The following is a 21,153-nucleotide window of genomic DNA, read 5'->3' as shown; positions in this document are numbered from 1 at the left end:
CTTTCTCGCGCCTGGCGAATCATCTCGCGCCGTGCTCATAGCCGAATCCCCGCTCCTGTCCGCCTGGCGACATTCCGCTCGCCAGGACATTAGCCTATGTCCGGCACGGTCAGGACGCCATTTTTTCCTTTTTCAAGCGGCTTTTTCTGTGCGCGAACGGGCACGCACCGAATCAGGGATAAGGAAGGGCGATCGCGTCACCGATGCGGTGCACGCGCAGGGCGTTGGTCTGGCCCGGGCTGCCGGGCGGGCTGCCCGCCACGATGACGATCTTGTCGCCGATCGCGCAGCGGTTGAGGCCGACGAGTGCCTGGTCAACCTCGCGCACCATGTCGTCGGTGTGCCGGACGGTCGGGACGATGAACGTCTCGACCCCCCAGGTGAGCGCGAGCTGGCTCCTGATCGCCGGGTCGGTGGTGAACGCGAGCAGCGGGATCGGGGACCGGTACCTGGCCAGGCGGCGCGCGGTCTCACCCGTCATGGTGAACGCGACCAGGGCCTTGGCGCCGACGATCGCGCCGACCTCCGCGGCGGCACGGGCGATGGCACCGCCGGTGGTGGTGGGCATCCGCACCAGGTGGTGCTCCGCCCGCAGCGATGACTCCTCCGCCGCGGCGATGATCCTGCTCATCGTGGCGACGGTCTCGATCGGGTAGGCGCCGACGCTCGTCTCCGCGGACAGCATCACCGCGTCGGCGCCGGCCGCCACGGCGCCGGCCACGTCGGACACCTCGGCGCGGGTCGGGCGCGGCGCGTTGATCATCGACTCGAGCATCTGGGTCGCCACGATGACCGGGCGGGCACGTTCTCTGGCGAGCTTGATCGCCTTCGTCTGCACGGCTGGCACCTGCTCAAGCGGCAGTTCCACGCCCAGGTCGCCGCGGGCCACCATGATCCCGTCGAAGGCGTCCACGATCTCCGGCAGAACCCGCACGGCCTCCGGCTTCTCGATCTTCGCGATGAGCGGCACCCCGGCGCGGCCCATGTCGGTCATGATCTTGCGGGCCAGCTGGGCGTCGTCCGGCGAGCGGACGAAGGACAGGGCCACCATGTCCACGCCCATGTCCAGCGAAAAGCGCAGATCGGCCTCGTCCTTGTCGGTGAGGGCGGGGGCGCTGACGTTGACACCAGGAAGGTTGATGCCCTTGTGGTTGGAGATCTTCCCGCCGACGACCACCCGCAGGTGGACACGGTTCCCGGTGACGCGCGTGACATCGAGCTGAACGTTGCCGTCGTCGATCAGAATCCTGTCGCCAGCGCGGACGTCCTCGGGCAGCCCCTCATAGGTGGTGGACGCCTCGCGCTGGTTGCCGGGGATGTCCTCCGTCGTGATCGTGAACTCGTCCCCGGCAGCCAAGCGCACCGGACCATCGGGAAACTCACCGAGGCGGATCTTCGGCCCCTGGAGGTCAGCGAGGATGCCAACACCATGGCCGGTCGCGTCGGAGCCTGCCCGCACCCGGCGGTAAACCTCAAGATGGTCTGCCTGATGCCCATGGCTCATGTTGAGCCTCGCGACGTCGAGGCCGGCACCGATCAGCGCGGTGATCTGCTCCTGGCTTGAGGTCGCTGGCCCTAGGGTGCAGACAATCTTCGCACGTCGGCTCATCCTGGATCCCCTTCTGGTGGTCTATACCACCTTAGCCCATCCGGGGCAGTGGGTGACTGGGGTCACAAAACGTTCACCTGGCTTCGCTACTGGTAAACGGAGGGTTGCCACCCGCCGACGAAGCGCCTCCCGCGTGCCTTCGCGGGCACCCGTTTGAGCTAGTTTGCCACCCCACCGCCAAGGCGGATATATCCGGAATAACGGATGCTCTAAGCATGTTCGCGGAAACTTTAATCCTGGCGGAAATTAGGCACCGAATACCGGTGGCGGCTAATTTCCGTGGTAATCGGAATTTCCGTGATCGTGGCCAGTGAGGGGCCGATCGGGGCGCCGGCGCCGTGACGGACGGGTCTCCCGGTGACATCGGGGCGGTAGTGAATGCGCAGGCTGGTGAGCTGGCGCCGTACCACGAAGCGATGGTGCCGCCGCCGCGCGGCCGGCCCGGCCCGTGGGCCGGGCCGGCCCACGGACCGGGTAAGGAATAACCGGCCATTGGTCCAGCCGACGGGACGCAATGGCCGGTCAGCCGGGGCGGAATGGCTGGTCAGCCGGCTATTTGGCGAAGCGGAATGCGCGGTCAGTTCGCGTATTTGGGCTGTGGGGGCGTTACGTATGAAGGGCTGACCCAGTGGTTGTAGCTCTTTTCCCACGAGCCGTCCTTATACATGCGGGCGAGCACCGCGTTGACGAAGCGGACGAATTCCGGGTGCTGCTTGGCGATCGCTAGGCCGTAGGGCTCGTCGGTCAGGTTGGAGCCGACGAGCTTGGTGAACGGGTCCTGGGCCTGCAGGCCCTCCAGGATCGTGTCGTCGGTGGAGACGGCCGCCACCTGGCGCTGCTGCAGCAGGACCAGGCAGTCCGTCCAGAAGGTCACCGGAACCACCACGGGGTGCTCGGCGACCGGTGATGTCGCGTTGTAGTGGGCGATGAACCCGGCCGAGTCAGATCCCTTCGTCGCGCACACCTTCTGGCCGCCGAGCTGGTCGAGGCCGGTCACCGTGGAGTCCTTGAGCACGAGCACCCGCTGATGCGCTGTGAAGTAGACGCTGGAGAAGTCCTCATCCTTCAGCCGGCTGCAGAGGATCGTCATCGTGTGGGCCACGATGTCAACGCTGCCGTTCTGTATGTCAGTCTTCCGCTGGTCGTCGGAGATCGCCCGATACGTGATATGGCCCGGGCTGCCGAAGATGGCCTGGGCCACCGCCTTGACCATGTCGATGTCGAACCCCTCGAACTGGCCGTCGAGTGGGTTCAGGTAGCCGAAGTGGTAGGTGTTCTGGTCGACGCCGGCGATGAGGTGGCCGCGCTTGCGGATGTGAGCCATCCAGGAGCCCGTGGTCACCTGCGGCGTGCCAGCCAACGGCGCCAGGCTCGACGCGTAGGGATTGCACTCGGGGACGGAGCCGACGGCCTGCGTCTTGGCACGCGCCGTGTGACCGGCCGCCGGCGCCGCCGGGTGACTACGCGGAGCCTGCGCCGCGTGCGGCCCCGGCGCGGCGGAGCAGCCTGCCAGCGCGGCCGCGGCGAGCACGCCGGCCGCGAAAGTGGCGGTGGCGAGCGCGGGAGCCCGGCGAAGGACGGCGCCGCCCGGCGCGCCGCGCGTCACCGGTACTCCGCGAGCCGACGGCTGACGCCCCAGGCGCAGCCGGCGGCCATGATCAGCGCGCCGGCCGCGAGGCCGTATGCCAGGCCGGCGTAGGTGCCGGATGCGGATCGCGCGGTGGAGTCGAAGACTGCCTGGTCCAGCTTGCTCGCGGCGGAGATGTCTGACGACAGCCGGACGAACGCCGCACCAGCGGTGCCGGGCGCCGTGCTGAGTACGGAGTCGACCGAGGCGCCGTGCATATCGTTGTCGTCGAGAGTGCGGACGATGTGGTGTGCGGCGAACCAGGACCCGGCGTCGCGGACCGTCGCCGCGACGGCCGGCGCGGCCGGGGTACCGCGGGCCGCCGTCACCGCGGCGGTCAGCAGCGTGCCGGGCCCCGGGCCGAGTGCGTCCTGCTTCTTCGTATAGTCCGCCTGGTACGTTTCGTCGCCGACGCGGACAACCTTGTCGCCGGCATTGTCGATCAAGGTGAGACTCTCATCGGCATGCGCCTCCTGGGCGGCGATCCCCACCTGGGCGAGCGCCTCGACGGTCGCGGAGCCGCGGGCCTGCGCGTCGAGCAGATCGCCGCGGGCGACCGCGTAGGCCGCGCCAAGCCAGCCGAGCGAAACGACGACCGCGGCGCCCGCGGCGAGCAGGCCGACGTTGAATACCCGGTTGGTCCGCCTGCCGAGCCAGCGCAACGCCAGGCAGAACGCGGTGCCGACGGCGAGGCCCGCGGCGGCCGTGCCGCCGATCAGCGGCAGCCCCGTCGCATGGGCGCTGGTGCCGTGCAGACTCGCGTTCTCCGCCGCGTACAGGTCCTTGGCCTTCGGTAGCAGCTTGTCGCGCATCAGGCCCGAGGCCTCACGCAGGTAGGCGGCGCCGAGCGGCAGGCCGATCCGGTTGTCGGCGACGGCGGTCTGCACCTCGCCGTCGTACAGCCTGATGTCCGTGGCCAGGGTGCGCAGATCGTGGGCGATCGCGCCGGACCCGGCGCCGCCGCGGGCGACCGCGTCCTCCAGCCCGGTCTCCGCCGCGGTGAGGTCGGCCAGGTACCGCTGCTGCACGGCGGCCGGTTCGAGTCCGCTGATGAGGAAGGCGGTCGTCGCGGCGTCATTCGCATCCGATAGCCGCTGGTAAATCTGCAGGGCGTCCAGGCTCAGCGGCTCGCGGACGCTGACGACACCAGCCGTCGCGGCCGAGTACTGGCTCGCGGTGAACGCGGCGAGCGCGCCCCAGGCCAGGCTGAGCAGGACCAGCACCGCGAGCAGCAGCCGCAGCCGTCCCGGCGTGGTCGACAAATCCATGAGCCGCCGCCTCATTCGGGCAGGCGGCTGCGCCTCGCGTGCCCCGCGGGCAGGTGCCGTCGCACTCACCATCGCGCCCCGTTCCCCCAGGCTGAAACCAAACGCCATTTGTGCTTATTGTGCTTATTGTGCGCGTTACCCGGCGTTCATGCGGATAACGTCACCCCGTTGTTATGCGGGGTTGTCATGCGGCGGCCCCGGTGCTATGCGCCGGGGCCGCCTAACGAACCAACAGGTCAGACCAGCGGCCTGGCGGTCGGCAGTATCGCGACCGGCAGTGCCGGGCGGTCCAGGCGGCGCAGGTGCTTGTCGACCGCGGCAGCGGCGCTGCGCCCCTCGGCGATCGCCCAGACGATCAGCGACTGGCCACGGCCCATGTCACCGGCGACGAACACGCCGGGGACCGAGGTCGCGTACGACGCGTCGCGTGCCACGTTGCCGCGCGCGTCGTACGCGACGCCCAGGTCGTCGAGCAGGCCCTGCTTCTCCGCGCCGGTGAAGCCCATCGCGAGCAGCGCCAGGTCGCACGGGATCTCCCGGCGCGAGCCAGGCACCGGCGCGAACCTGCCGCCCTCGAAGGCCACCTCGGTGAGCCGCAGCGCCCGCACCTCGCCATTCTCATCGCCGACGAACTCCTCGGTGGACACGGCGTACACGCGGTCGCCGCCCTCCTCATGCGCCGACGACACCCGGAACAGCGCCGGGTAGGTGGGCCACGGGTTGTTGTCCGCCCGGGTCTTCGGCGGCTTCGGCAGGATCTCGAGCTGCGTCACCGAGGCCGCGCCGTGCCGGTGCGAGGTGCCGAGGCAGTCCGCGCCGGTGTCGCCGCCGCCGATGATCACCACGTGCTTGCCCGCCGCGCTGACCGGCGAGTCCGCCCCGTGCCTGTTGGACAGCGGCAGGAACTCCATCGCCTGATAGATGCCGGACAGCTCCCTGCCGGGCACCGGAAGGTCGCGGGCCACCCGCGCGCCGCCCGCGAGGACGACCGCGGAGAACCCGGCGAGCTGCGCCGCGGAGTCGACGGACACGCCGGTGACGAACCTGGTGCCCTCCGCCGCCATCTGCGCGAGCCGCCGGTCCAGGTGCCGCTTTTCCATCTTGAACTCGGGGATGCCGTAGCGGAGCAGGCCGCCGATCGCGTCGTCGCGCTCGAAGACGGTCACCTCGTGCCCCGCCCGCGTCAGCTGCTGCGCCGCGGCGAGGCCGGCCGGACCGGAACCGACCACGGCGACGCTGAACCCGGTCATGGTCTGCGGCGGCAGCGGAACCACGCCGCCGTCGGCCCAGGCGCGGTCCACGATCTCGACCTCGACCTGCTTGATCGTGACCGGGTCCGCGTTGATGCCGAGCACGCACGCCGACTCGCATGGCGCCGGGCAGAGCCGGCCGGTGAACTCGGGGAAGTTGTTCGTCGCGTGCAGCCGCTCGGCGGCGTCCGCCCAGTCGCCCCGGTAGACCAGGTCGTTCCACTCGGGGATCAGGTTGCCGAGCGGGCAGCCGTTGTGGCAGAACGGGATGCCGCAGTCCATGCAGCGCGCCGCCTGCCGCTGGGTCCGCTCGCCCGCGAACGGCTCGTAGACCTCGCGCCAGTCGCCGATCCTGACGTCGACGGGACGCCGCCGCGGTGTCTCGCGGGCAGTCTTCATGAAGCCCTTGGGGTCACCCATGATTTTCTCCTCCCCGCCCTTAACCGTGCGCTGCGGCCATGACGGCCTCGTTGACGTCGCGACCCTCGCGCTCGGCGGCCGAGGCCGCGGACAGCACGCGCTTGTAGTCCTTCGGCATGACCTTGCTGAACCGCGCCGACGCGGCCTCCCACGAGGCGAGCAGCCGTGCCGCCACCGCCGAGCCGGTCTCGGCGCGGTGCCTGGCCACCACCTCCCGCAGGAACTCCAGGTCGGCCTCGTCCAGCGGATCGAGGTCGACCATCTCCCGGTTGAGCCTGGCCGGGTTGAGGTCGAGCACGTAGGCGATGCCGCCGGACATGCCCGCCGCGAAGTTCCGCCCGGTCGGGCCGAGCACCACCACGCGGCCGCCGGTCATGTACTCGCAGCCGTGGTCGCCGACGCCCTCAGCGACGGCCAGCGCACCGGAGTTGCGGACGCAGAACCGCTCGCCGACGAGCCCGCGCAGGAAGATCTCGCCGCCGGTCGCGCCGTAGCCGATCACGTTGCCCGCGACGACCTGGGTCTCCGCCTCGAACGGCGAGTCGAGTGACGGCGCGATGACCAGCCGGCCACCGGACAGCCCCTTGCCGAGGTAGTCGTTGGCGTCGCCGGTCAGCCGCAGCGTGATGCCGCCGGGCACGAAGGCGCCGAACGACTGGCCGGCCGAGCCGGTGAACGCCACGCTGATCGTGTCGGCGGGCAGGCCTTCACCGCCCCAGCGTCTGGTCACCTCGTAGCCGAGCATGGTGCCGACGGTCCTGTTGACGTTGCGGATCGGCAGTTCGAGCCGGACCGGGCGGCCCTCCTCGAGCGCACCCTCGGCGAGCTGGATGAGCGTGTTGTCGAGCGCCCGGTCCAGGCCGTGGTCCTGCGCGGTGACCTGGTGCAGCGGACTGTCGCCCGAGCCGGCCGGCGCGTGCAGCACCGGCGACAGGTCGAGGCCCTCCGCCTTCCAGTGCGATACCGCGAGCGCGGTGTCGAGCAGGTCGACGCGGCCGACGGCCTCCTCGATCGAGCGCAGCCCGAGCGCGGCCAGGTACTCGCGGACCTCTTCCGCGATGAACTCGAAGAAGTTGACCACGAACTCGGGCTTGCCGGTGAACCGCTTGCGCAGCTCCGGGTTCTGGGTGGCGACGCCGACCGGACAGGTGTCCAGGTGACAGACGCGCATCATGATGCAGCCGGAGACTACGAGCGGCGCGGACGCGAAGCCGAACTCCTCGGCGCCGAGCAGCGCGGCGATGATCACGTCCCTGCCGGTCTTGAGCTGGCCGTCGACCTGCACCACGATCCGGTCGCGCAGCTTGTTGCGCAGCAGCGTCTGCTGGGTCTCGGCCAGGCCGAGCTCCCAGGGCGCGCCCGCGTGCTTGAGCGAGGTCAGCGGCGCGGCGCCGGTGCCGCCGTCATGACCGGAGATCAGCACCACGTCGGCGTGCGCCTTGGAGACACCCGCCGCGACCGTGCCGACGCCCACCTCGGCGACCAGCTTCACGTGCACCCGGGCGGCCGGGTTGGCGTTCTTCAGGTCGTGGATGAGCTGCGCCAGGTCCTCGATCGAGTAGATGTCGTGGTGCGGCGGCGGCGAGATCAGGCCGACGCCCGGGGTGGAGTACCTGGTCTTCGCGATCCACGGGTACACCTTGTGCCCGGGCAGCTGGCCGCCCTCGCCTGGCTTGGCGCCCTGCGCCATCTTGATCTGCAGGTCGTCGGCGTTGACCAGGTACTCGCTGGTCACGCCGAACCGGCCGGATGCCACCTGCTTGACGGCGGAGCGCCGCAGGTCGCCGTTGGCGTCGGGGCTGAACCGCTCGGGGTCCTCGCCGCCCTCGCCGGTGTTGGACCGGCCGCCGAGCCTGTTCATCGCGATCGCCAGCGTCTCGTGCGCCTCGGCGGAGATCGACCCGTAGGACATCGCCCCGGTGGCGAACCGCTTCACGATCGAGTCGACCGGCTCCACTTCATCGATCGGAACATGATGAACGGGTTCGTGCGTCGCGGCATCCGAGTCGATTCCCTTGATGCGCAGCAGGCCGCGCAGCGTCTTCAGCTTCTCGGCCTGGTCGTCGACCAGCGCGGTGTATTCCTTGAAGATCTCGTACCTGCGGCCGCGGGTGGCGTGCTGCAGCTTGAATACGGTCTCCGGGTTGAACAGGTGCGGCTCGCCCTCGCGCCGCCACTGGTACTCGCCGCCGATCTCTAGCTGCCGGTGGGCAAGCCCGGCGCCGCCCGCCGCGACCGCGGCTCTGCGGGCCGCCTCCTGTGCGAGCACGTCGAACCCGACGCCGGACAGCCGGGACGCGGTCCCGGCGAAGCAGGTGCCGACGACCTCCTCGCCAAGGCCGATCGCCTCGAAGATCTGGGCGCCGGTGTAGGAGGCGACGGTGGACACGCCCATCTTCGACATGACCTTGAGCAGGCCCTTGCCGAGCGCCTTGATCAGGTTCCGCTCCGCCTTGTCCGGGTGGATGTTGCCGAGCTCGCCGCCGGCGGCCAGGTCGCGGACCGTCTCGATCGCCAGGTAGGGGCAGATGGCGGCGGCGCCGTAGCCGACGAGCAGCGCGATGTGGTGCGTTTCACGCGCGTCGCCCGACTCGACGATGAGCCCCACCCTCGTCCGGGTCTTCTCCTTGATCAGGTGGTGGTGCACCGCCCCGGTGAGCAGCAGCGACGGGATCGGCACCAGCGTGTCGTGCTCGGGACCGCGGTCCGACAGCACGATCAGCCGCGCGCCGTTGAAAATCGCCGTGGTCACCTCGGCGCAGATCTCGGCCAGCCGCGCCCGCAGCGCGTCGCCGCCGCCCGCCGGGTCGAACCGGCCGTCGACCGTGTGCGAGGCGAAGCCGGGCATGTTGCCGCCGTCGTTGATGTGCACCAGCTTGGCCAGGTCCTGCTCGCCGATCACCGGGAACGGCAGCACGATCTGGCGACAGGACGCCGGGCCCGGTTCGAGCAGGTTCTGCTCGGGGCCCGTCGAGGTGCTCAGCGAGGTGACGAGCTCCTCGCGGATGGCGTCCAGCGGCGGGTTGGTGACCTGGGCGAACAGCTGGGTGAAGTAGTCGAACACCAGCCGCGGCTTCTCCGAGAGGACCGCGACGGGGGTGTCGGTGCCCATCGAGCCGATCGGCTCCGCGCCGGCCCGGGCCATCGGAGACAGGATGACGCGCAGCTCCTCCTCGGTGTAGCCGAAGGTGCGCTGGCGGGTCAGCAGGTCGGTCGCGGTGAGCACCATCCGCTCGCGGTCGGGCAAGTCGTCCAAGTGCACCTGGCCGGCGTGCAGCCAGTCCTGGTACGGCAGCTTGGCGGCGAGCTCCGACTTGACCTCTTCGTCCTCCACGATCCGGCCGGAGACGGTGTCGGCGAGGAAGATGCGGCCCGGCTGCAGGCGGCCGCGGCGGACCACGCGGGCCGGCTCGATGTCAAGCACGCCGACCTCGGAGGCGAGGATGACCAGGCCGTCGGCGGTCACCCAGTACCGGCCCGGGCGCAGGCCGTTGCGGTCGAGCACGGCGCCGACGACATCGCCGTCGGTGAACGCGATCAGCGCGGGTCCGTCCCACGGCTCCATGAGCGCCGCGTGGAACTGGTAGAAGGCGCGCCGCTTGGCGTCCATCTCGCCGTGGTTCTCCCACGGCTCGGGGATCATCATCAGCAGCGCGTGCGGCAGCGACCTGCCGCCGAGGTGCAGCAGTTCCAGGCACTCGTCGAACGAGCCCGAGTCGGAGCCGTCCGGGTCGATGATCGGGAACAGCCGCTCGATGCCCTTGCCCGACTTGGACACCGGGATCAGCGGCGAGGACAGCATCGCCTCGCGGGCGCGCATCCAGTTCCTGTTGCCCTGCACGGTGTTGATCTCGCCGTTGTGCGCGACGTAGCGGTACGGGTGGCTGCGCGGCCAGGACGGGAACGTGTTGGTGGAGAACCGGGAGTGCACCAGGGCGAGCTTCGACTCGTACCGCTCGTCGGACAGGTCGGGGAAGAACGGCTCGACCTGGGGCGCGGACAGCATGCCCTTGTAGACGATGGTGCGGCTCGACAGGCTCGCGAAGTAGGTACCCGCCTCGTGCTCGGCGCGCTTGCGCAGGCAGAAGACCATCCGGTCGAGGACAAGGCCGCTCTCGCCCGCCTCGCCGGCGACGAACAGCTGCGCGAGATGCGGCAGCACCGCGATCGCGGCCGCGCCGCAGGAGGACTCGTTGACGGGGACGTCGCGCCAGCCGAGGACCGTCAGCCCCTCATCGGCGGCGAGGTCGGCGATGCGGGCGATGACACGAACCCGTTCGGACCGATCGGAGGGAAGGAAGGCGATGCCGGCCGCGTAGCTTCCCGGCTCGGGCAGCGCGAACCCGGCGACCGCGCGGAAGAACGCGTCGGGAACCTGTGTGAGGATGCCGGCTCCGTCGCCGGTGTCCGGGTCGGCGCCCGCCGCGCCGCGGTGCTCGAGATTGCATAGAACGCGAAGGGCACTGGCCACGACGTCGTGGCCGCCCCGGGCTCGCAGATCGGCGACAAAACCAACGCCACAGGCGTCGTGCTCGAACCGGCTGTCGTAAAGCGAACGCTCGTTCGATCCCTCGGTTGCGGCAGGCACCATTAGAACTCCTGTCGTCATATCTCAGCTGAAATGCGCTGCTGCGAAGGGGACGACGCTGGCCCTGCTGCTACACGTAAGTTACATCGAGATTACATGACAGTGGAATCTCTTTCCAGAGCCGGCTTGTGAGGACCCTGAAAGGTTCCGGTGCGCGTGCGGCGGGTGTGCATCAGGTAAACGACAGCACCGACATGCACCATTGCGTCGTCATGCTCCCCCACTCGGAGCCCCAGGGTGACTGGTAGGTGAGCGATACCCAGCCAAAACAGGCCGAAACCGCAGTTTGCATGGACGGTTTCGCCTGGGGCGGCAGGGCCGGAGCCCGCTGGCCGCCGCGGGCCGCGGCGGCGGCCCGGCCGGACGCAGGGTTGGGCCTGCTGCCTTCCGGTGCGTGAACGCCCCGGAGAATGTGGGCAAATTCTCATCCCGTTACAGCCAGGCTCGACCCATAGCAGGCAGGCGCTCTGCGCTTCTTGCTGTTATCAGACAGCGGACGGCGGCGGGTTTCGATCACTGTGGGTCAGAGGCGGGCGATGCTCGCCGCAACCGGTCCACGGTATCTGTCAGGCGCGGCGGACGCCCTGGGCGAGGTCGGCGGTGAGGTCGCGGACGGCGGCTACCGCGTCGTCCGGCGTGGCGGCCTCGGCGATGCGGCGGACGAAGGCGGAGCCGACGATCACACCGTCGGCGAACCCGGCCACCTGCTTCGCCTGGGCGCCGGTGGAGACGCCGAGGCCGACCGCGGCGGGCAGGCTCGTGTGCTCGCGGATCCTGGCGACGACGCCGGCCGCGCTCGAGCTGACCGCGTCCCGTGCGCCGGTGATGCCCATCAGGCTGACCGCGTAGACGAAGCCGCGGCACAGCCGGGTGATGGCCGCGACGCGCTGCGGCGGCGAGGAGGGGGCCACCAGGAAGACCCGGTCCAGGTTGTGTGCGTCGGAGGCCTCGACCCACGGCCGCGCCTCTTCCGGCGTCAGGTCCGGGGTGATCAGGCCCGCGCCGCCCGCGCTCGCCAGGTCGCGCGCGAACGCGTCGGCGCCGTAGTGGTCCACCGGGTTCCAGTAGGTCATCACCAGCGCGGCGGTGCCCGCGTCGGCGATCGCCTGCACCGTGTCGAGCACGTCCTTGATCTTCGTGCCGCCCTTGAGCGCCTGGTAGACCGCGTCGGCGATCACCGGGCCGTCCATCAGCGGGTCGGAGTAGGGCAGGCCAACCTCGATCACGTCGGCGCCCGCCTCGGCCATCGCGAGGGCGGCCCTGATCGCGGTCCGCTTGTCGGGGAAGCCGGCCGGCAGGTAGCCGACGAGGGCGGCCCTGTTGTCGGCGGCGGCCTTCTCGAACGCGGTGCTGACGGTGCTCATGCTCTCGTTATCCCTCACACACCGAAGTAGGCGGACGCGGTTGCCACGTCCTTGTCGCCACGACCGGACAGGTTGACCAGGATCAGGGCGCTGGGACCGAGCTCGCGGCCGAGCCGCATGGCGCCGGCGATCGCATGCGAGGACTCGAGAGCCGGGATGATGCCCTCGGTCTTGCACAGCGCGGCGAAGCCCTCCATCGCCTCGGCGTCGCTCACGCTCCGGTACTCCGCGCGGCCGGTGTCCTTGAGCCAGGAGTGCTCGGGACCCACGCCGGGGTAGTCGAGGCCCGCCGAGATCGAGTGGGTGTCGAGGGTCTGCCCCTCTTCGTCCTGCAGCACGTAGGTGCGCATGCCGTGCAGCACGCCGGGGCTGCCCATGGTCAGCGTCGCGGCGGACCGCTCCGGGCGGCCGTCGCCGTCGCCGCCGGCCTCACAGCCGATGAGCCGGACGCCGTCATCGGGGATGAACGCGTGGAAGACGCCGATCGCGTTGCTGCCGCCGCCGACGCAGGCGACGACCGCGTCCGGCAGCCGGCCCGTCTGGCCGAGCACCTGGGCGCGCGCCTCCACCCCGATGATCCGCTGGAAGTCGCGGACCATCATCGGGAACGGATGCGGGCCGCCGACGCTGCCGATGCAGTAGTGGGTGTTGTCCACGGTGGTGACCCAGTCACGGAACGCCTCGTTCATGGCGTCCTTCAGCGTCCTGGTGCCCGCGGTCACCGGGACCACGGTGGCGCCGAGCATCCGCATGCGGGAGACGTTCAGCGCCTGCCTGCGGGTGTCCTCCTCGCCCATGTAGACCGCGCACTCCAGGCCGAGCAGCGCGCAGGCGGTCGCGGTGGCGACACCGTGCTGTCCCGCGCCGGTCTCCGCGATCACCCGGGTCTTGCCCATCCGCTTGGTGAGCAGCACCTGACCGAGCACGTTGTTGATCTTGTGCGATCCGGTGTGCGCCAGGTCCTCGCGCTTGAACAGCACCCGCGCGCCGCCTGCGAACTCCGCGCCGAACCGCTTCGCCTCGGTGACCAGCGTCGGCCGCCCGGCGTAGTTGGCAAGCAGGTCGCTCAGCTCGGCCACGAACGCCGGGTCGGTGCGCGCCGCCTCGTACTCCTTAGCGAGCTGCTCGATGGCCGCCATCAATGACTCGGGGGCGAACAGGCCCCCGTAGTCGCCGAAGTGCCCGGTAAGGTCCGGGACTGGGAAGATGTCGGGTTCAGCTGGCGTACTCACGTGCGAAAGGGTACCGCGCTCGGGACGCCCGCCGCGAAGCGCCTCGCGGCGTCGCGAACGTTTGCGCGCTGTTAGGGACGCTCGCCGCGCAGTGCCGGATGCGAGCCCGCGGTCACCAGGTCGGCGACCGCGGCGCGCGGGTCCTTCTCGGTGACGAGGGATTCGCCGACGAGCACCGCGTCCGCGCCCGCGGCCGCGTATGCGAGCAGGTCGTGCGGTCCGCGCACGCCCGACTCGGCGATCCGCACGATGCCCTCGGGTATGCGCGGCGCGAGCCTGGTGAAGATGCTCCGGTCGACCTCGAGCGTGCCGAGGTTGCGCGCGTTGACGCCGATCACCCTGGCGCCCGCGTCCACCGCGCGGTCGAGTTCGTCGTCGGCGTGGATCTCCACCAGCGGCAGCAGGCCGATCGACTGCGCCCGCTCCACCAGGGAGACGAGGGCGGACTGCTCGAGAGCGGCGACGATCAGCAGCACCAGGTCGGCGCCGTAGGCACGCGCCTCCCAGAGCTGATAGGAGCTGACCACGAAGTCCTTGCGCAGCACCGGGATCTGCACGGCCCTGCGTACGGCGGTCAGGTCGTCGAGCGAGCCGCCGAACCGCCGCTCCTCGGTCAGCACGCTGATCACCCGCGCGCCGCCCGCCTCGTAGTCGGCGGCGAGCGCGGCCGGGTCGTCGATCGCGGCCATCGCGCCGCGCGACGGGCTGGCGCGCTTGACCTCCGCGATGACGCTAACGCCCTCCGCCTTGAGCGCGGCCAGGGCGTCTACTGGGGACGGTGCCTTTCTGGCCTGGTCCTTCAGCTGCTCAAGCGAGACGCGCGACTGCCTGTCCGCCAGGTCGGCGCGCACTCCTTCGAGGATCTCGTCGAGGACACTCACCGCGGATTCGCCGTCTCCTCAAATCGGAAATGTTGCGCCACCGATGCTAGCCGCCGTCCTGGCGGCCTCCCGGAGCCCCCCCGGAAGTTTGCCTTAGCTATGCATTGGGCTTACGTTCACGTTGCCCCTCCGGGGCGGGGATGGCGGCTCAGCGAGCCGGCTTCGCGTCTGGCGCCTTGGCGGTCCCCGCCTGGTCGTCCTCCGTCGGGTCCTCGCCGCCGCTGAGCGACTCCCACATCGACGCCGAGTCGGCGGACCGCGCGCCACCGTGCGGCCGCGCGGCGCCGGACGCCTCATCCGCCGCCGACCCGCCTGCCTGGTGGCCGCCTGGCGCGTCATACCTGGCGGACATCACCGGCCAGTCCGTGCCGCGCAGCGCCGTGGCAAGGCCGGCGAGGAAGATCAGCAGCGCGCCGATGAGCACCGCCACGTGCCAGGGCGTGCCGGTCATGATCGCGTGTCCGGTCGAGCCGGTGACGACGAGCGCGCCGCTGCCCGACGTGCCGCTCGTCGTCGAGCCCGCCGCGCCGGATACGGCGGCGGACTCGGGCGAGGCCACCTTGGATGCCGCCACCGAGACGACGGTTGCGGCGGTCACCGAGGTCATGATGGCGGCCCCGGCTCCCGCGCCGAACAGCGCGAGCAGCACGCCTGCGACGCGGCGGGCCACGCCACGGGTCGCGATCACGGCGGCCAGGCCCGCGAGGGCCGCCAGCGCGAGCGCGCCGGCCAGCGGGACGAGGTCGGCTCCCGACACGTTCACCGTCTCCGGGCTCAGCGGCTTGGGCATGGTGAAGACCGCCTGCGCCCAGCGCTGCCTGACGGCGAGCAGCACGACCACCGCGCCGACCGCACCGACAAGCAAGACGATGCCGTACTCCCGTTTGAGGGAGGCTGAGGCGCTTGTCGCGGTCATACCCCTGCCGCCTCCGGGCGCTCGCCTGTCACGCTGTCGAGGACGTCCGCATCGAAGCAGGTCCGGTCACCGGTGTGGCAGGCCGCGCCGACCTGGTCCACCTTGACGAGCACGGTGTCGCCGTCGCAGTCGAGCGCCACCGACTTGACCCACTGCTGGTGCCCGGAGGTGTCGCCCTTCACCCAGTACTCCTGGCGGCTGCGCGACCAGTAGGTGCAGCGGCCGGTGGTCAGGGTGCGGTGCAGCGCTTCGTCGTCCATCCAGCCGACCATCAGCACCTCGCCGGTGTCGTACTGCTGGGTGACGGCGGGCACCAGGCCATCGGCGTCCCGCTTGAGCCGGGAAGCGATCTTCTGGTCCAGGTTCGACGGGCGCCCTGTCTCCGGGCGCACAGCCTCTGTCATCGTGACGGCTCCTCACCGGGGTTGGTGCCTCCAGACACGCGGCGGCACCGTTACAGCCTACGATCTCCTGGTGAGCTACGCGCGTGAGGAGCGGGCGGCGCTTGCCGCGCTGCTCGATGAGACGGGACCCGACGGGCCGACGCTGTGCGAGGGCTGGCGGACAAGGGACCTCGCGGCGCACCTGGTGCTGCGGGAGCGCAGACCCGACGCCGCCGCCGGGGTGCTTGGCGGGCCGCTGGCCGGCCACACCGCCCGGGTGCAGCAGGGGTTCCTCGACCGCTATTCCTACTCCGACCTGGTAGGGCTCTTCCGGTCAGGGCCGCCGCGCCTTTCCGTGTTCGCGATCCCGGCCGCCGACGAGGCGGCCAACGCCGTGGAGTACTTCGTGCACCACGAGGACGTGCGGCGCGCCGCCGACGGCTGGACGGAGCGGCCGCTCGACGACGGGCTCGCCGAGCTGCTGTGGAAACGGCTGAAGGCGGCCCGGATGTTGCTGCGCGCGGCGCCGACCGGGGTGGTGCTCGCCAGGGACGACGGCGGCAAGCTCGACCTGATCGTGGCGAAGAACGCGGCGCCGTCGGTCACCGTCACCGGTGCGCCGGCTGAGCTGACCATGTGGATCATGGGCCGGGGACGCGCCGCGCACGTGACCCTTGACGGCACGGACGAGGCGGTCACTAAGCTCGCCGCCTGGCGCGCCTGAGCGGCGGGCCGGGCGGAAAGCCTGGCGTGCGGCTAGCGCAGTTCGCGCCGCCGTCCGCCGGACAGGAGCTTGTAGGCCACGTAGCCACCGCCCGCGACAATGGCGAGGAAGGCGATCGTGGTGACGAGCCCGATGAGGAAACTGACTACATGGCCGAGAACGACGAAAAGCACGATCCCGCCGACCACCACAGCGCCGATCTTGAGCCAGCTCATAGCGGCGTCCCCTTTCGTTTGAGGCAACACCGATAATAGTCGGGTTGGCCGCCAAGGGACCGGACGGCAGCACAGGGTCAGGGAAGACTCAGGGAAAACCCTGGGCGAACCGGGGGGCTTTCCTGGTGGAAAGGGAAGACGACACACATGCAGGCATTCGGGATCGACATCGGCGGCACCGGAATCAAGGGCGCGCCGGTTGACCTCGCCACAGGACAGCTCACCGCCCCGAGGAACAAGATCGCCACGCCGCAGCCGGCCACGCCGGACGCGGTCGCGGAGATTGTCCGCCAGGTGACGCAGTCCTTCAACTGGACCGGGCTGGCCGGCGCGACCTTCCCCGGCGTGGTGACGAGCGGCACCGTCCGCACCGCCGCGAACGTCGATAAGTCGTGGATCGACACCGACGCCGCGGCGCTGTTCAGCAAGGCGATCGGCTTCGGCGTGACGGTGCTCAACGACGCCGACGCGGCGGGGATCGCGGAGATGACCTTCGGTGCGGGCGTCGGCGTGAAGGGGTCCGTGCTGATGCTCACCTTCGGCACCGGGGTCGGGTCCGCGCTGTTCACCGACGGGCTACTCGTGCCGAACACCGAGTTCGGCCACATCGAGATCCGGGGGAAGGACGCCGAGAAGCGCGCGTCCGAGCGGGCCAAGGTCGAGCACGAATGGAGCTGGAAGGACTGGACCGAGCGGGTGTCCGAGTACCTACAGCACGTCGAGGCGCTGCTGTCGCCCGATCTGATCATCGTCGGCGGCGGCATCAGCAAGGAGTCGGAGAAGTGGGTGCCGCTGCTGACCGGCATCCGGGCGAAGATCGTGCCCGCCGCCCTGCACAACGACGCGGGCATTGTGGGCGCCGCGATGGCGGCGGCGGGCCTGGCAAAGCACGACTAGGCGCCGGCGGGACATATGGATGTGCCGTTGGGCCGGCAATAGCCGGCCCAACGGCACATTCAGCGTGCGCCCTGGTCCTAGCGCCGGTTAGTTAGCGATCTAGCAGCCGTCGTAGAGGGACCAGTTGGACTGGCCGCCCGCCGCGATGGCGTTGTTGAACACCTGGTTCTGCTCGGCCACGCTCGCGTTGCCGAAGTCCGCCGGGTTGCCGCCGTAGGCGGCCCAGGTGGACGCGCTGAACTGGTACAGGCCGTAGTGGCCGGACGCGTTCATGACCTGGGAGTTGCCGCCTGACTCACGCTGGATGACGCAGGCCTGGAACGAACTGTCGCCCGACGTGCTCACCGTCGACTGCGACGAGGAGCTCTGCGACGGGTAGCTCTGCACTGGCGCCTGCGCCGTCCCCGTGGTGACGTTCGCGGTGGCGACCGGGGCCGGGGCGGCGCCGAGGACCTTCGGGGCGGCCGGGGCCTTGGCGGGCTTGGCGGGGACGGTCAGCACCTGGCCCACCGTGATCTGGTTGGCGAACCGGAGGTGACGGTTGTTGGCCCAGTAGATCGCGGTCCAGAACCGGTCGTCGTGGTACACGCGCTTGGCGATGTCGCTGAGCGTGTCGCCCGGCTTGACGGTGTACCTCCTTGCCGTGGCCGTCCTGCTTGCCGCGGTGACCGGCTTGGCCGCCGGCCGGCTGGCCGACTTCGCGGCGGGCCGGGAGGTGGACGTGAGCCGGGTGGCAGCGGATGGGGTGCTTGCCGCCCGGGCAGCGGCTGCCCTGGCGGCCGTGGACAGGGCGACGCGGTGCGCGGTCGCCTGGTCGGGGGTGGCGGCGCCGGACACGCTTGTCAAAGCGAAGGCCGCGGCTACCCCCACAAAAGCGGGTGCGGCAGCGACCGGAAGCCAGCGGGTGATACGACGACGCACGGGTGTTGCTTCGGTGCCCAAAAGGGTCCTCTCCGAGGAGTTCGCGCTCACCAGGAAGGCGGCCCGCATCACGCGGGCAGGACGGCATGCGGGCGGTTCTCGGGTGCCGGCATCGCCGTCGTAGGCCTTCGGAGCGCCTAACAGCAGGGAATCGTAAATGCAAAGGCGCATATGCGCAACGATCGTGCAACAATGGGACGACTAGGTACACTGCGCGCCCCGTGCCGGAAGAGAGGCACGCGAGGCGGGTGCCTGAATGACGGTTCCCCGCGCGGCGAGGTTGCGCCGCCGCCGCCCTTTTGACCGGCCCGCGGCGGGGCATGACAACTGGTGAGAGGCATCGCGATCGGCGGTCGGAGGCCCGCGTGATTATCGAAAACTCTATCGAATCATACCTGTTCACGTGCACTGAATGTGGTACGCGGTGGACGGAGAGCTTCGAGGTTAGCCAAAGCGTCGACGAGGAGGGCGCCATCCGGGCGTTCTACCGTCACCATGGCACGCCGTGCGAGGCTCCGGCCGGCGAGAACGTCGAGTGCCCGCGCTGCCACTCCGTCCGCGCGCGGCGCGACCCGCTCTACGGCAGCGCCGAGGGCGCCGAGGTGGCCGATGTCACACGCGCGGTGCCCGGGCAGCGTGCCGAGGAGGACTGGCCGGGCCCGGTGCGCACCGCCGGGCACACCTGGCGCCGGTTCCGGTTCTCCGCCGTCGTCACGCTTGACGGCGCGGGACGGTTCAGGCGGCAGTACTTGAGCGACGCATCGGGCCTTGTGCTGCGCGTCGCGTCCTGCGAGCAGCCCACCCTGCGGCAGTACTTCCCCGCCCTGGTGCACACCGAGGAGGGGCGCGCGCTGCGCCCCGGCGACAAGGCTGTATCCGCGGTCGTCTCCGTGCCTGACGACGACGCGGGGAGCTTCTTCCAGCCGGGTCAGCACTTCACGGTGTGGGACGGCGCGGACATCGGCCATGGCACGGTCAAGATGCGGCTGTTCTTCGGCTGGTGGCCGTGATGCCCGTGGCCTGAGGGACGGGCCGGGTTAGCGGACGGGTTATTGGACTGGGCGGCGGGCCGTCAGCGGACCGGGGTGGCGGGCCGTCAGCGGACCGGGGTGGCGGGCCGTCAGCGGACCGGGGTGGCGGGCCGTCAGCGGACCGGGTGGCCGGCGGCGCGCAGCGCCTCCTTGACCTCACCGACGCGCAGCGCGCCGAAGTGGAAGACGCTGGCCGCCAGCACCGCGTCGGCGCCCGCGTCGACGGCCGGCGCGAAGTGCGCCAGTTTCCCCGCACCGCCGCTGGCGATGACGGGGACCGTGACGGCCGCGCGGACCAGGCGGATGAGCTCCAGGTCGAATCCGGCCTCGGTGCCGTCGGCGTCCATCGAGTTGAGCAGGATCTCCCCCGCGCCGAGTTCGGTGGCGCGGCGAGCCCAGTCGACCGCGTCGATGCCGGTGCCACGGCGGCCGCCGTGGGTGGTGACCTCGAATCCGCTCGGTGTCGGCGCCGTGTCCTGGCCGGTGCGCCTGGCGTCCACCGACAGCACCACGCACTGCGAGCCGAACTGGACGGCCGCCTCGCGGAGCAGTTCCTGGCGGGCGATCGCGGCGGTGTTCAGCGACACCTTGTCGGCGCCCGCGCGAAGCAGCGCGTCCACATCGGAGACCGAACGGACGCCGCCGCCGACGGTGAGCGGTATGAACACCTGCTCGGCGGTCCTGCGGACCACGTCGTACATGGTGTCGCGGCCGCCGCTCGACGCGGTGATGTCGAGGAACGTCAGCTCGTCGGCGCCCTCGGCGTCGTAACGGGCGGCCAGTTCCACCGGGTCGCCCGCGTCGCGCAGGTTCTCGAAGTTGACGCCCTTGACCACCCGTCCTGCGTCGACGTCGAGGCAGGGGATGACGCGGACGGCGACGGTCATCGCGACACCTCGGCCAGGGCTTCCTCGAGGGTGAACGCGCCCGCGTACAGGGCCTTGCCGACGATCGCCCCCTCGACGCCGATCGAGGTCAGGCCCGCAAGCGCGCGCAGGTCGTCGAGGGACGACACGCCGCCGCTCGCCACCACCGGGGCATCGGTCCGCGAGCAGACGTCGCGGTACAGGTCCAGGTTGGGACCGCGCAGCATGCCGTCCTTGAGCACGTCGGTGACCACGTACCTGGCGCAGCCCTCGGCGTCGAGGCGGTCAAGCGCCTCGTAGAGGTCGCCGCCCTCCTTGGTCCAGCCGCGGGCGGCCAGGGTCCGGCCGCGCACGTCGAGGCCGACGGCGATCGCCTCGCCGTGCCTGGCGATGATCTCGCGCACCCAGTCCGGATTCTCCATCGCGGCGGTGCCGATGTTGACCCGGGCGCAGCCGGTCGAGAGGGCCCGCTCGAGCGACGCGTCGTCGCGGATGCCGCCGGACATCTCGACCTTGACGTCGAGCTTGCCGACCACCTGCGCGAGGAGTTCCGCGTTGCTGCCGCGGCCGAAGGCCGCGTCCAGGTCGACGAGGTGGATCCACTCCGCTCCGGCGGACTGCCAGGCGAGCGCGGCCTCGAGCGGGTCGCCGTAGGAGGTCTCGGAGCCGGCCGCGCCCTGGACCAGGCGGACCGCCTGTCCCCCGGCCACGTCCACGGCGGGCAGCAGGACCAGTGAGCTCACAGTGTCTCCCGGTGAGTTAGTACGAGTGTTGCGCGAAGCGCTTGTTGCTGTTATCTGCTATGGACTGGCCCGGCTCACAGCTTTGCTTACTGGAGCGTGCCATATAACGGGCAAATCGGTCGTGATCATGGTCGCCGGTTAAGCAAAGACGTTGATTGTGGTCGCCAGTTAAGCAAAGACGGGGCAGGGCCGTCGGCTGGGCGCGGTCAGGGACCGTC

Annotated in this window: 17 protein-coding genes; 3 read left to right on the top strand and 14 right to left on the bottom strand. The window is 70.5% G+C overall.

Annotated elements, in window-relative coordinates; all coding sequences use genetic code 11:
• Positions 1-172 precede the first annotated feature (172 nt).
• The 10 genes from pyk to hisI all read right to left on the bottom strand — a co-directional run bounded on the left by pyk (position 173) and on the right by hisI (position 15,559).
• Positions 173-1,609: a pyruvate kinase gene (pyk, locus tag EAS64_RS22625; protein ID WP_145855794.1), complete on the bottom strand. Its 1,437-nt coding sequence runs from the start codon at positions 1,607-1,609 to the stop codon at positions 173-175.
• Between the two features lie 577 nt (positions 1,610-2,186).
• Positions 2,187-3,215 (bottom strand): glutamate ABC transporter substrate-binding protein, encoded by a 1,029-nt coding sequence (locus tag EAS64_RS22620; RefSeq protein WP_222849505.1) that lies wholly within the window; start codon positions 3,213-3,215, stop codon positions 2,187-2,189.
• Positions 3,212-4,504, bottom strand: a complete 1,293-nt coding sequence (locus tag EAS64_RS22615) for a GlnX family signal transduction membrane protein (RefSeq protein ID WP_145855792.1) — start codon at positions 4,502-4,504, stop codon at positions 3,212-3,214. Before EAS64_RS22615 ends, EAS64_RS22620 begins: the two co-directional genes overlap by 4 nt.
• Before the next feature lie 236 nt (positions 4,505-4,740).
• On the bottom strand, positions 4,741-6,174 hold the full coding sequence (locus EAS64_RS22610) for a glutamate synthase subunit beta (RefSeq protein WP_145855790.1): 1,434 nt from the start codon (positions 6,172-6,174) through the stop codon (positions 4,741-4,743).
• A 19-nt stretch (positions 6,175-6,193) separates the two neighbouring features.
• Positions 6,194-10,765, bottom strand: a complete 4,572-nt coding sequence (gene gltB, locus EAS64_RS22605; RefSeq protein ID WP_145855788.1) for a glutamate synthase large subunit — start codon at positions 10,763-10,765, stop codon at positions 6,194-6,196.
• 563 nt (positions 10,766-11,328) lie between these two features.
• Positions 11,329-12,126, bottom strand: coding sequence for a tryptophan synthase subunit alpha (gene trpA / locus EAS64_RS22600; RefSeq protein WP_145855786.1), 798 nt, complete (start codon positions 12,124-12,126; stop codon positions 11,329-11,331).
• A 14-nt stretch (positions 12,127-12,140) separates the two neighbouring features.
• On the bottom strand, positions 12,141-13,358 hold the full coding sequence (trpB, locus tag EAS64_RS22595) for a tryptophan synthase subunit beta (protein ID WP_145855784.1): 1,218 nt from the start codon (positions 13,356-13,358) through the stop codon (positions 12,141-12,143).
• A gap of 71 nt (positions 13,359-13,429) precedes the next feature.
• Positions 13,430-14,239 carry an indole-3-glycerol phosphate synthase TrpC gene (gene trpC / locus EAS64_RS22590; protein WP_145855782.1) on the bottom strand — a complete coding sequence of 270 codons (810 nt, stop codon included), beginning with the start codon at positions 14,237-14,239 and terminating at the stop codon, positions 13,430-13,432.
• Positions 14,240-14,387: 148 nt separating this feature from the next.
• Positions 14,388-15,155 (bottom strand): Trp biosynthesis-associated membrane protein, encoded by a 768-nt coding sequence (locus EAS64_RS22585; RefSeq protein ID WP_145855780.1) that lies wholly within the window; start codon positions 15,153-15,155, stop codon positions 14,388-14,390.
• Positions 15,152-15,559: a phosphoribosyl-AMP cyclohydrolase gene (hisI, locus tag EAS64_RS22580; protein WP_145855778.1), complete on the bottom strand. Its 408-nt coding sequence runs from the start codon at positions 15,557-15,559 to the stop codon at positions 15,152-15,154. Before hisI ends, EAS64_RS22585 begins: the two co-directional genes overlap by 4 nt.
• A gap of 70 nt (positions 15,560-15,629) precedes the next feature.
• Here hisI and EAS64_RS22575 point away from each other — a divergent pair, with 70 nt between their 5' ends.
• A complete protein-coding gene (locus tag EAS64_RS22575; RefSeq protein WP_222849504.1) occupies positions 15,630-16,262 on the top strand; it encodes a TIGR03085 family metal-binding protein in 633 nt (210 codons plus the stop codon).
• Positions 16,263-16,294: 32 nt separating this feature from the next.
• On the opposite strand, the gene EAS64_RS22570 is transcribed toward EAS64_RS22575, so the two are convergent.
• Positions 16,295-16,477 carry a hypothetical protein gene (locus EAS64_RS22570; RefSeq protein ID WP_145855776.1) on the bottom strand — a complete coding sequence of 61 codons (183 nt, stop codon included), beginning with the start codon at positions 16,475-16,477 and terminating at the stop codon, positions 16,295-16,297.
• A gap of 147 nt (positions 16,478-16,624) precedes the next feature.
• Between EAS64_RS22570 and ppgK the strand changes: the two genes are divergently transcribed.
• Positions 16,625-17,374, top strand: coding sequence for a polyphosphate--glucose phosphotransferase (ppgK, locus tag EAS64_RS22565; RefSeq protein ID WP_145855775.1), 750 nt, complete (start codon positions 16,625-16,627; stop codon positions 17,372-17,374).
• A 99-nt stretch (positions 17,375-17,473) separates the two neighbouring features.
• Here ppgK and EAS64_RS46820 read toward each other — a convergent pair whose 3' ends face one another.
• A complete protein-coding gene (locus EAS64_RS46820; RefSeq protein WP_187366101.1) occupies positions 17,474-18,211 on the bottom strand; it encodes a LysM peptidoglycan-binding domain-containing protein in 738 nt (245 codons plus the stop codon).
• A gap of 449 nt (positions 18,212-18,660) precedes the next feature.
• Between EAS64_RS46820 and EAS64_RS22555 the strand changes: the two genes are divergently transcribed.
• Positions 18,661-19,305 (top strand): FmdB family zinc ribbon protein, encoded by a 645-nt coding sequence (locus EAS64_RS22555; RefSeq protein WP_145855771.1) that lies wholly within the window; start codon positions 18,661-18,663, stop codon positions 19,303-19,305.
• Positions 19,306-19,439: 134 nt separating this feature from the next.
• Here EAS64_RS22555 and hisF read toward each other — a convergent pair whose 3' ends face one another.
• Both hisF and priA read right to left on the bottom strand, forming a co-directional pair.
• Positions 19,440-20,213, bottom strand: coding sequence for an imidazole glycerol phosphate synthase subunit HisF (hisF, locus tag EAS64_RS22550; RefSeq protein ID WP_145855769.1), 774 nt, complete (start codon positions 20,211-20,213; stop codon positions 19,440-19,442).
• Positions 20,210-20,935: a bifunctional 1-(5-phosphoribosyl)-5-((5-phosphoribosylamino)methylideneamino)imidazole-4-carboxamide isomerase/phosphoribosylanthranilate isomerase PriA gene (priA, locus tag EAS64_RS22545; protein ID WP_145855767.1), complete on the bottom strand. Its 726-nt coding sequence runs from the start codon at positions 20,933-20,935 to the stop codon at positions 20,210-20,212. Before priA ends, hisF begins: the two co-directional genes overlap by 4 nt.
• Positions 20,936-21,153 lie beyond the last annotated feature (218 nt).

The organism is Trebonia kvetii (genome assembly GCF_007827045.1).
Classification (GTDB): domain Bacteria; phylum Actinomycetota; class Actinomycetes; order Streptosporangiales; family Streptosporangiaceae; genus Trebonia; species Trebonia kvetii.
Note: the sequence above shows the minus strand (reverse complement) of the source record. Positions and strands in the feature narration are given on the sequence as shown.

Coding starts and splice junctions, on each gene's coding strand:
- pyk (WP_145855794.1), bottom strand. CDS start 1,609: ATGAGCCGACGTGCGAAGATTGTCTGCACCCTAGGGCCAGCGACCTCA.
- EAS64_RS22615 (WP_145855792.1), bottom strand. CDS start 4,504: ATGGATTTGTCGACCACGCCGGGACGGCTGCGGCTGCTGCTCGCGGTG.
- EAS64_RS22610 (WP_145855790.1), bottom strand. CDS start 6,174: ATGGGTGACCCCAAGGGCTTCATGAAGACTGCCCGCGAGACACCGCGG.
- gltB (WP_145855788.1), bottom strand. CDS start 10,765: ATGGTGCCTGCCGCAACCGAGGGATCGAACGAGCGTTCGCTTTACGAC.
- trpA (WP_145855786.1), bottom strand. CDS start 12,126: ATGAGCACCGTCAGCACCGCGTTCGAGAAGGCCGCCGCCGACAACAGG.
- EAS64_RS22585 (WP_145855780.1), bottom strand. CDS start 15,155: ATGACCGCGACAAGCGCCTCAGCCTCCCTCAAACGGGAGTACGGCATC.
- hisI (WP_145855778.1), bottom strand. CDS start 15,559: ATGACAGAGGCTGTGCGCCCGGAGACAGGGCGCCCGTCGAACCTGGAC.
- EAS64_RS22570 (WP_145855776.1), bottom strand. CDS start 16,477: ATGAGCTGGCTCAAGATCGGCGCTGTGGTGGTCGGCGGGATCGTGCTT.
- ppgK (WP_145855775.1), top strand. CDS start 16,625: ATGCAGGCATTCGGGATCGACATCGGCGGCACCGGAATCAAGGGCGCG.
- hisF (WP_145855769.1), bottom strand. CDS start 20,213: ATGACCGTCGCCGTCCGCGTCATCCCCTGCCTCGACGTCGACGCAGGA.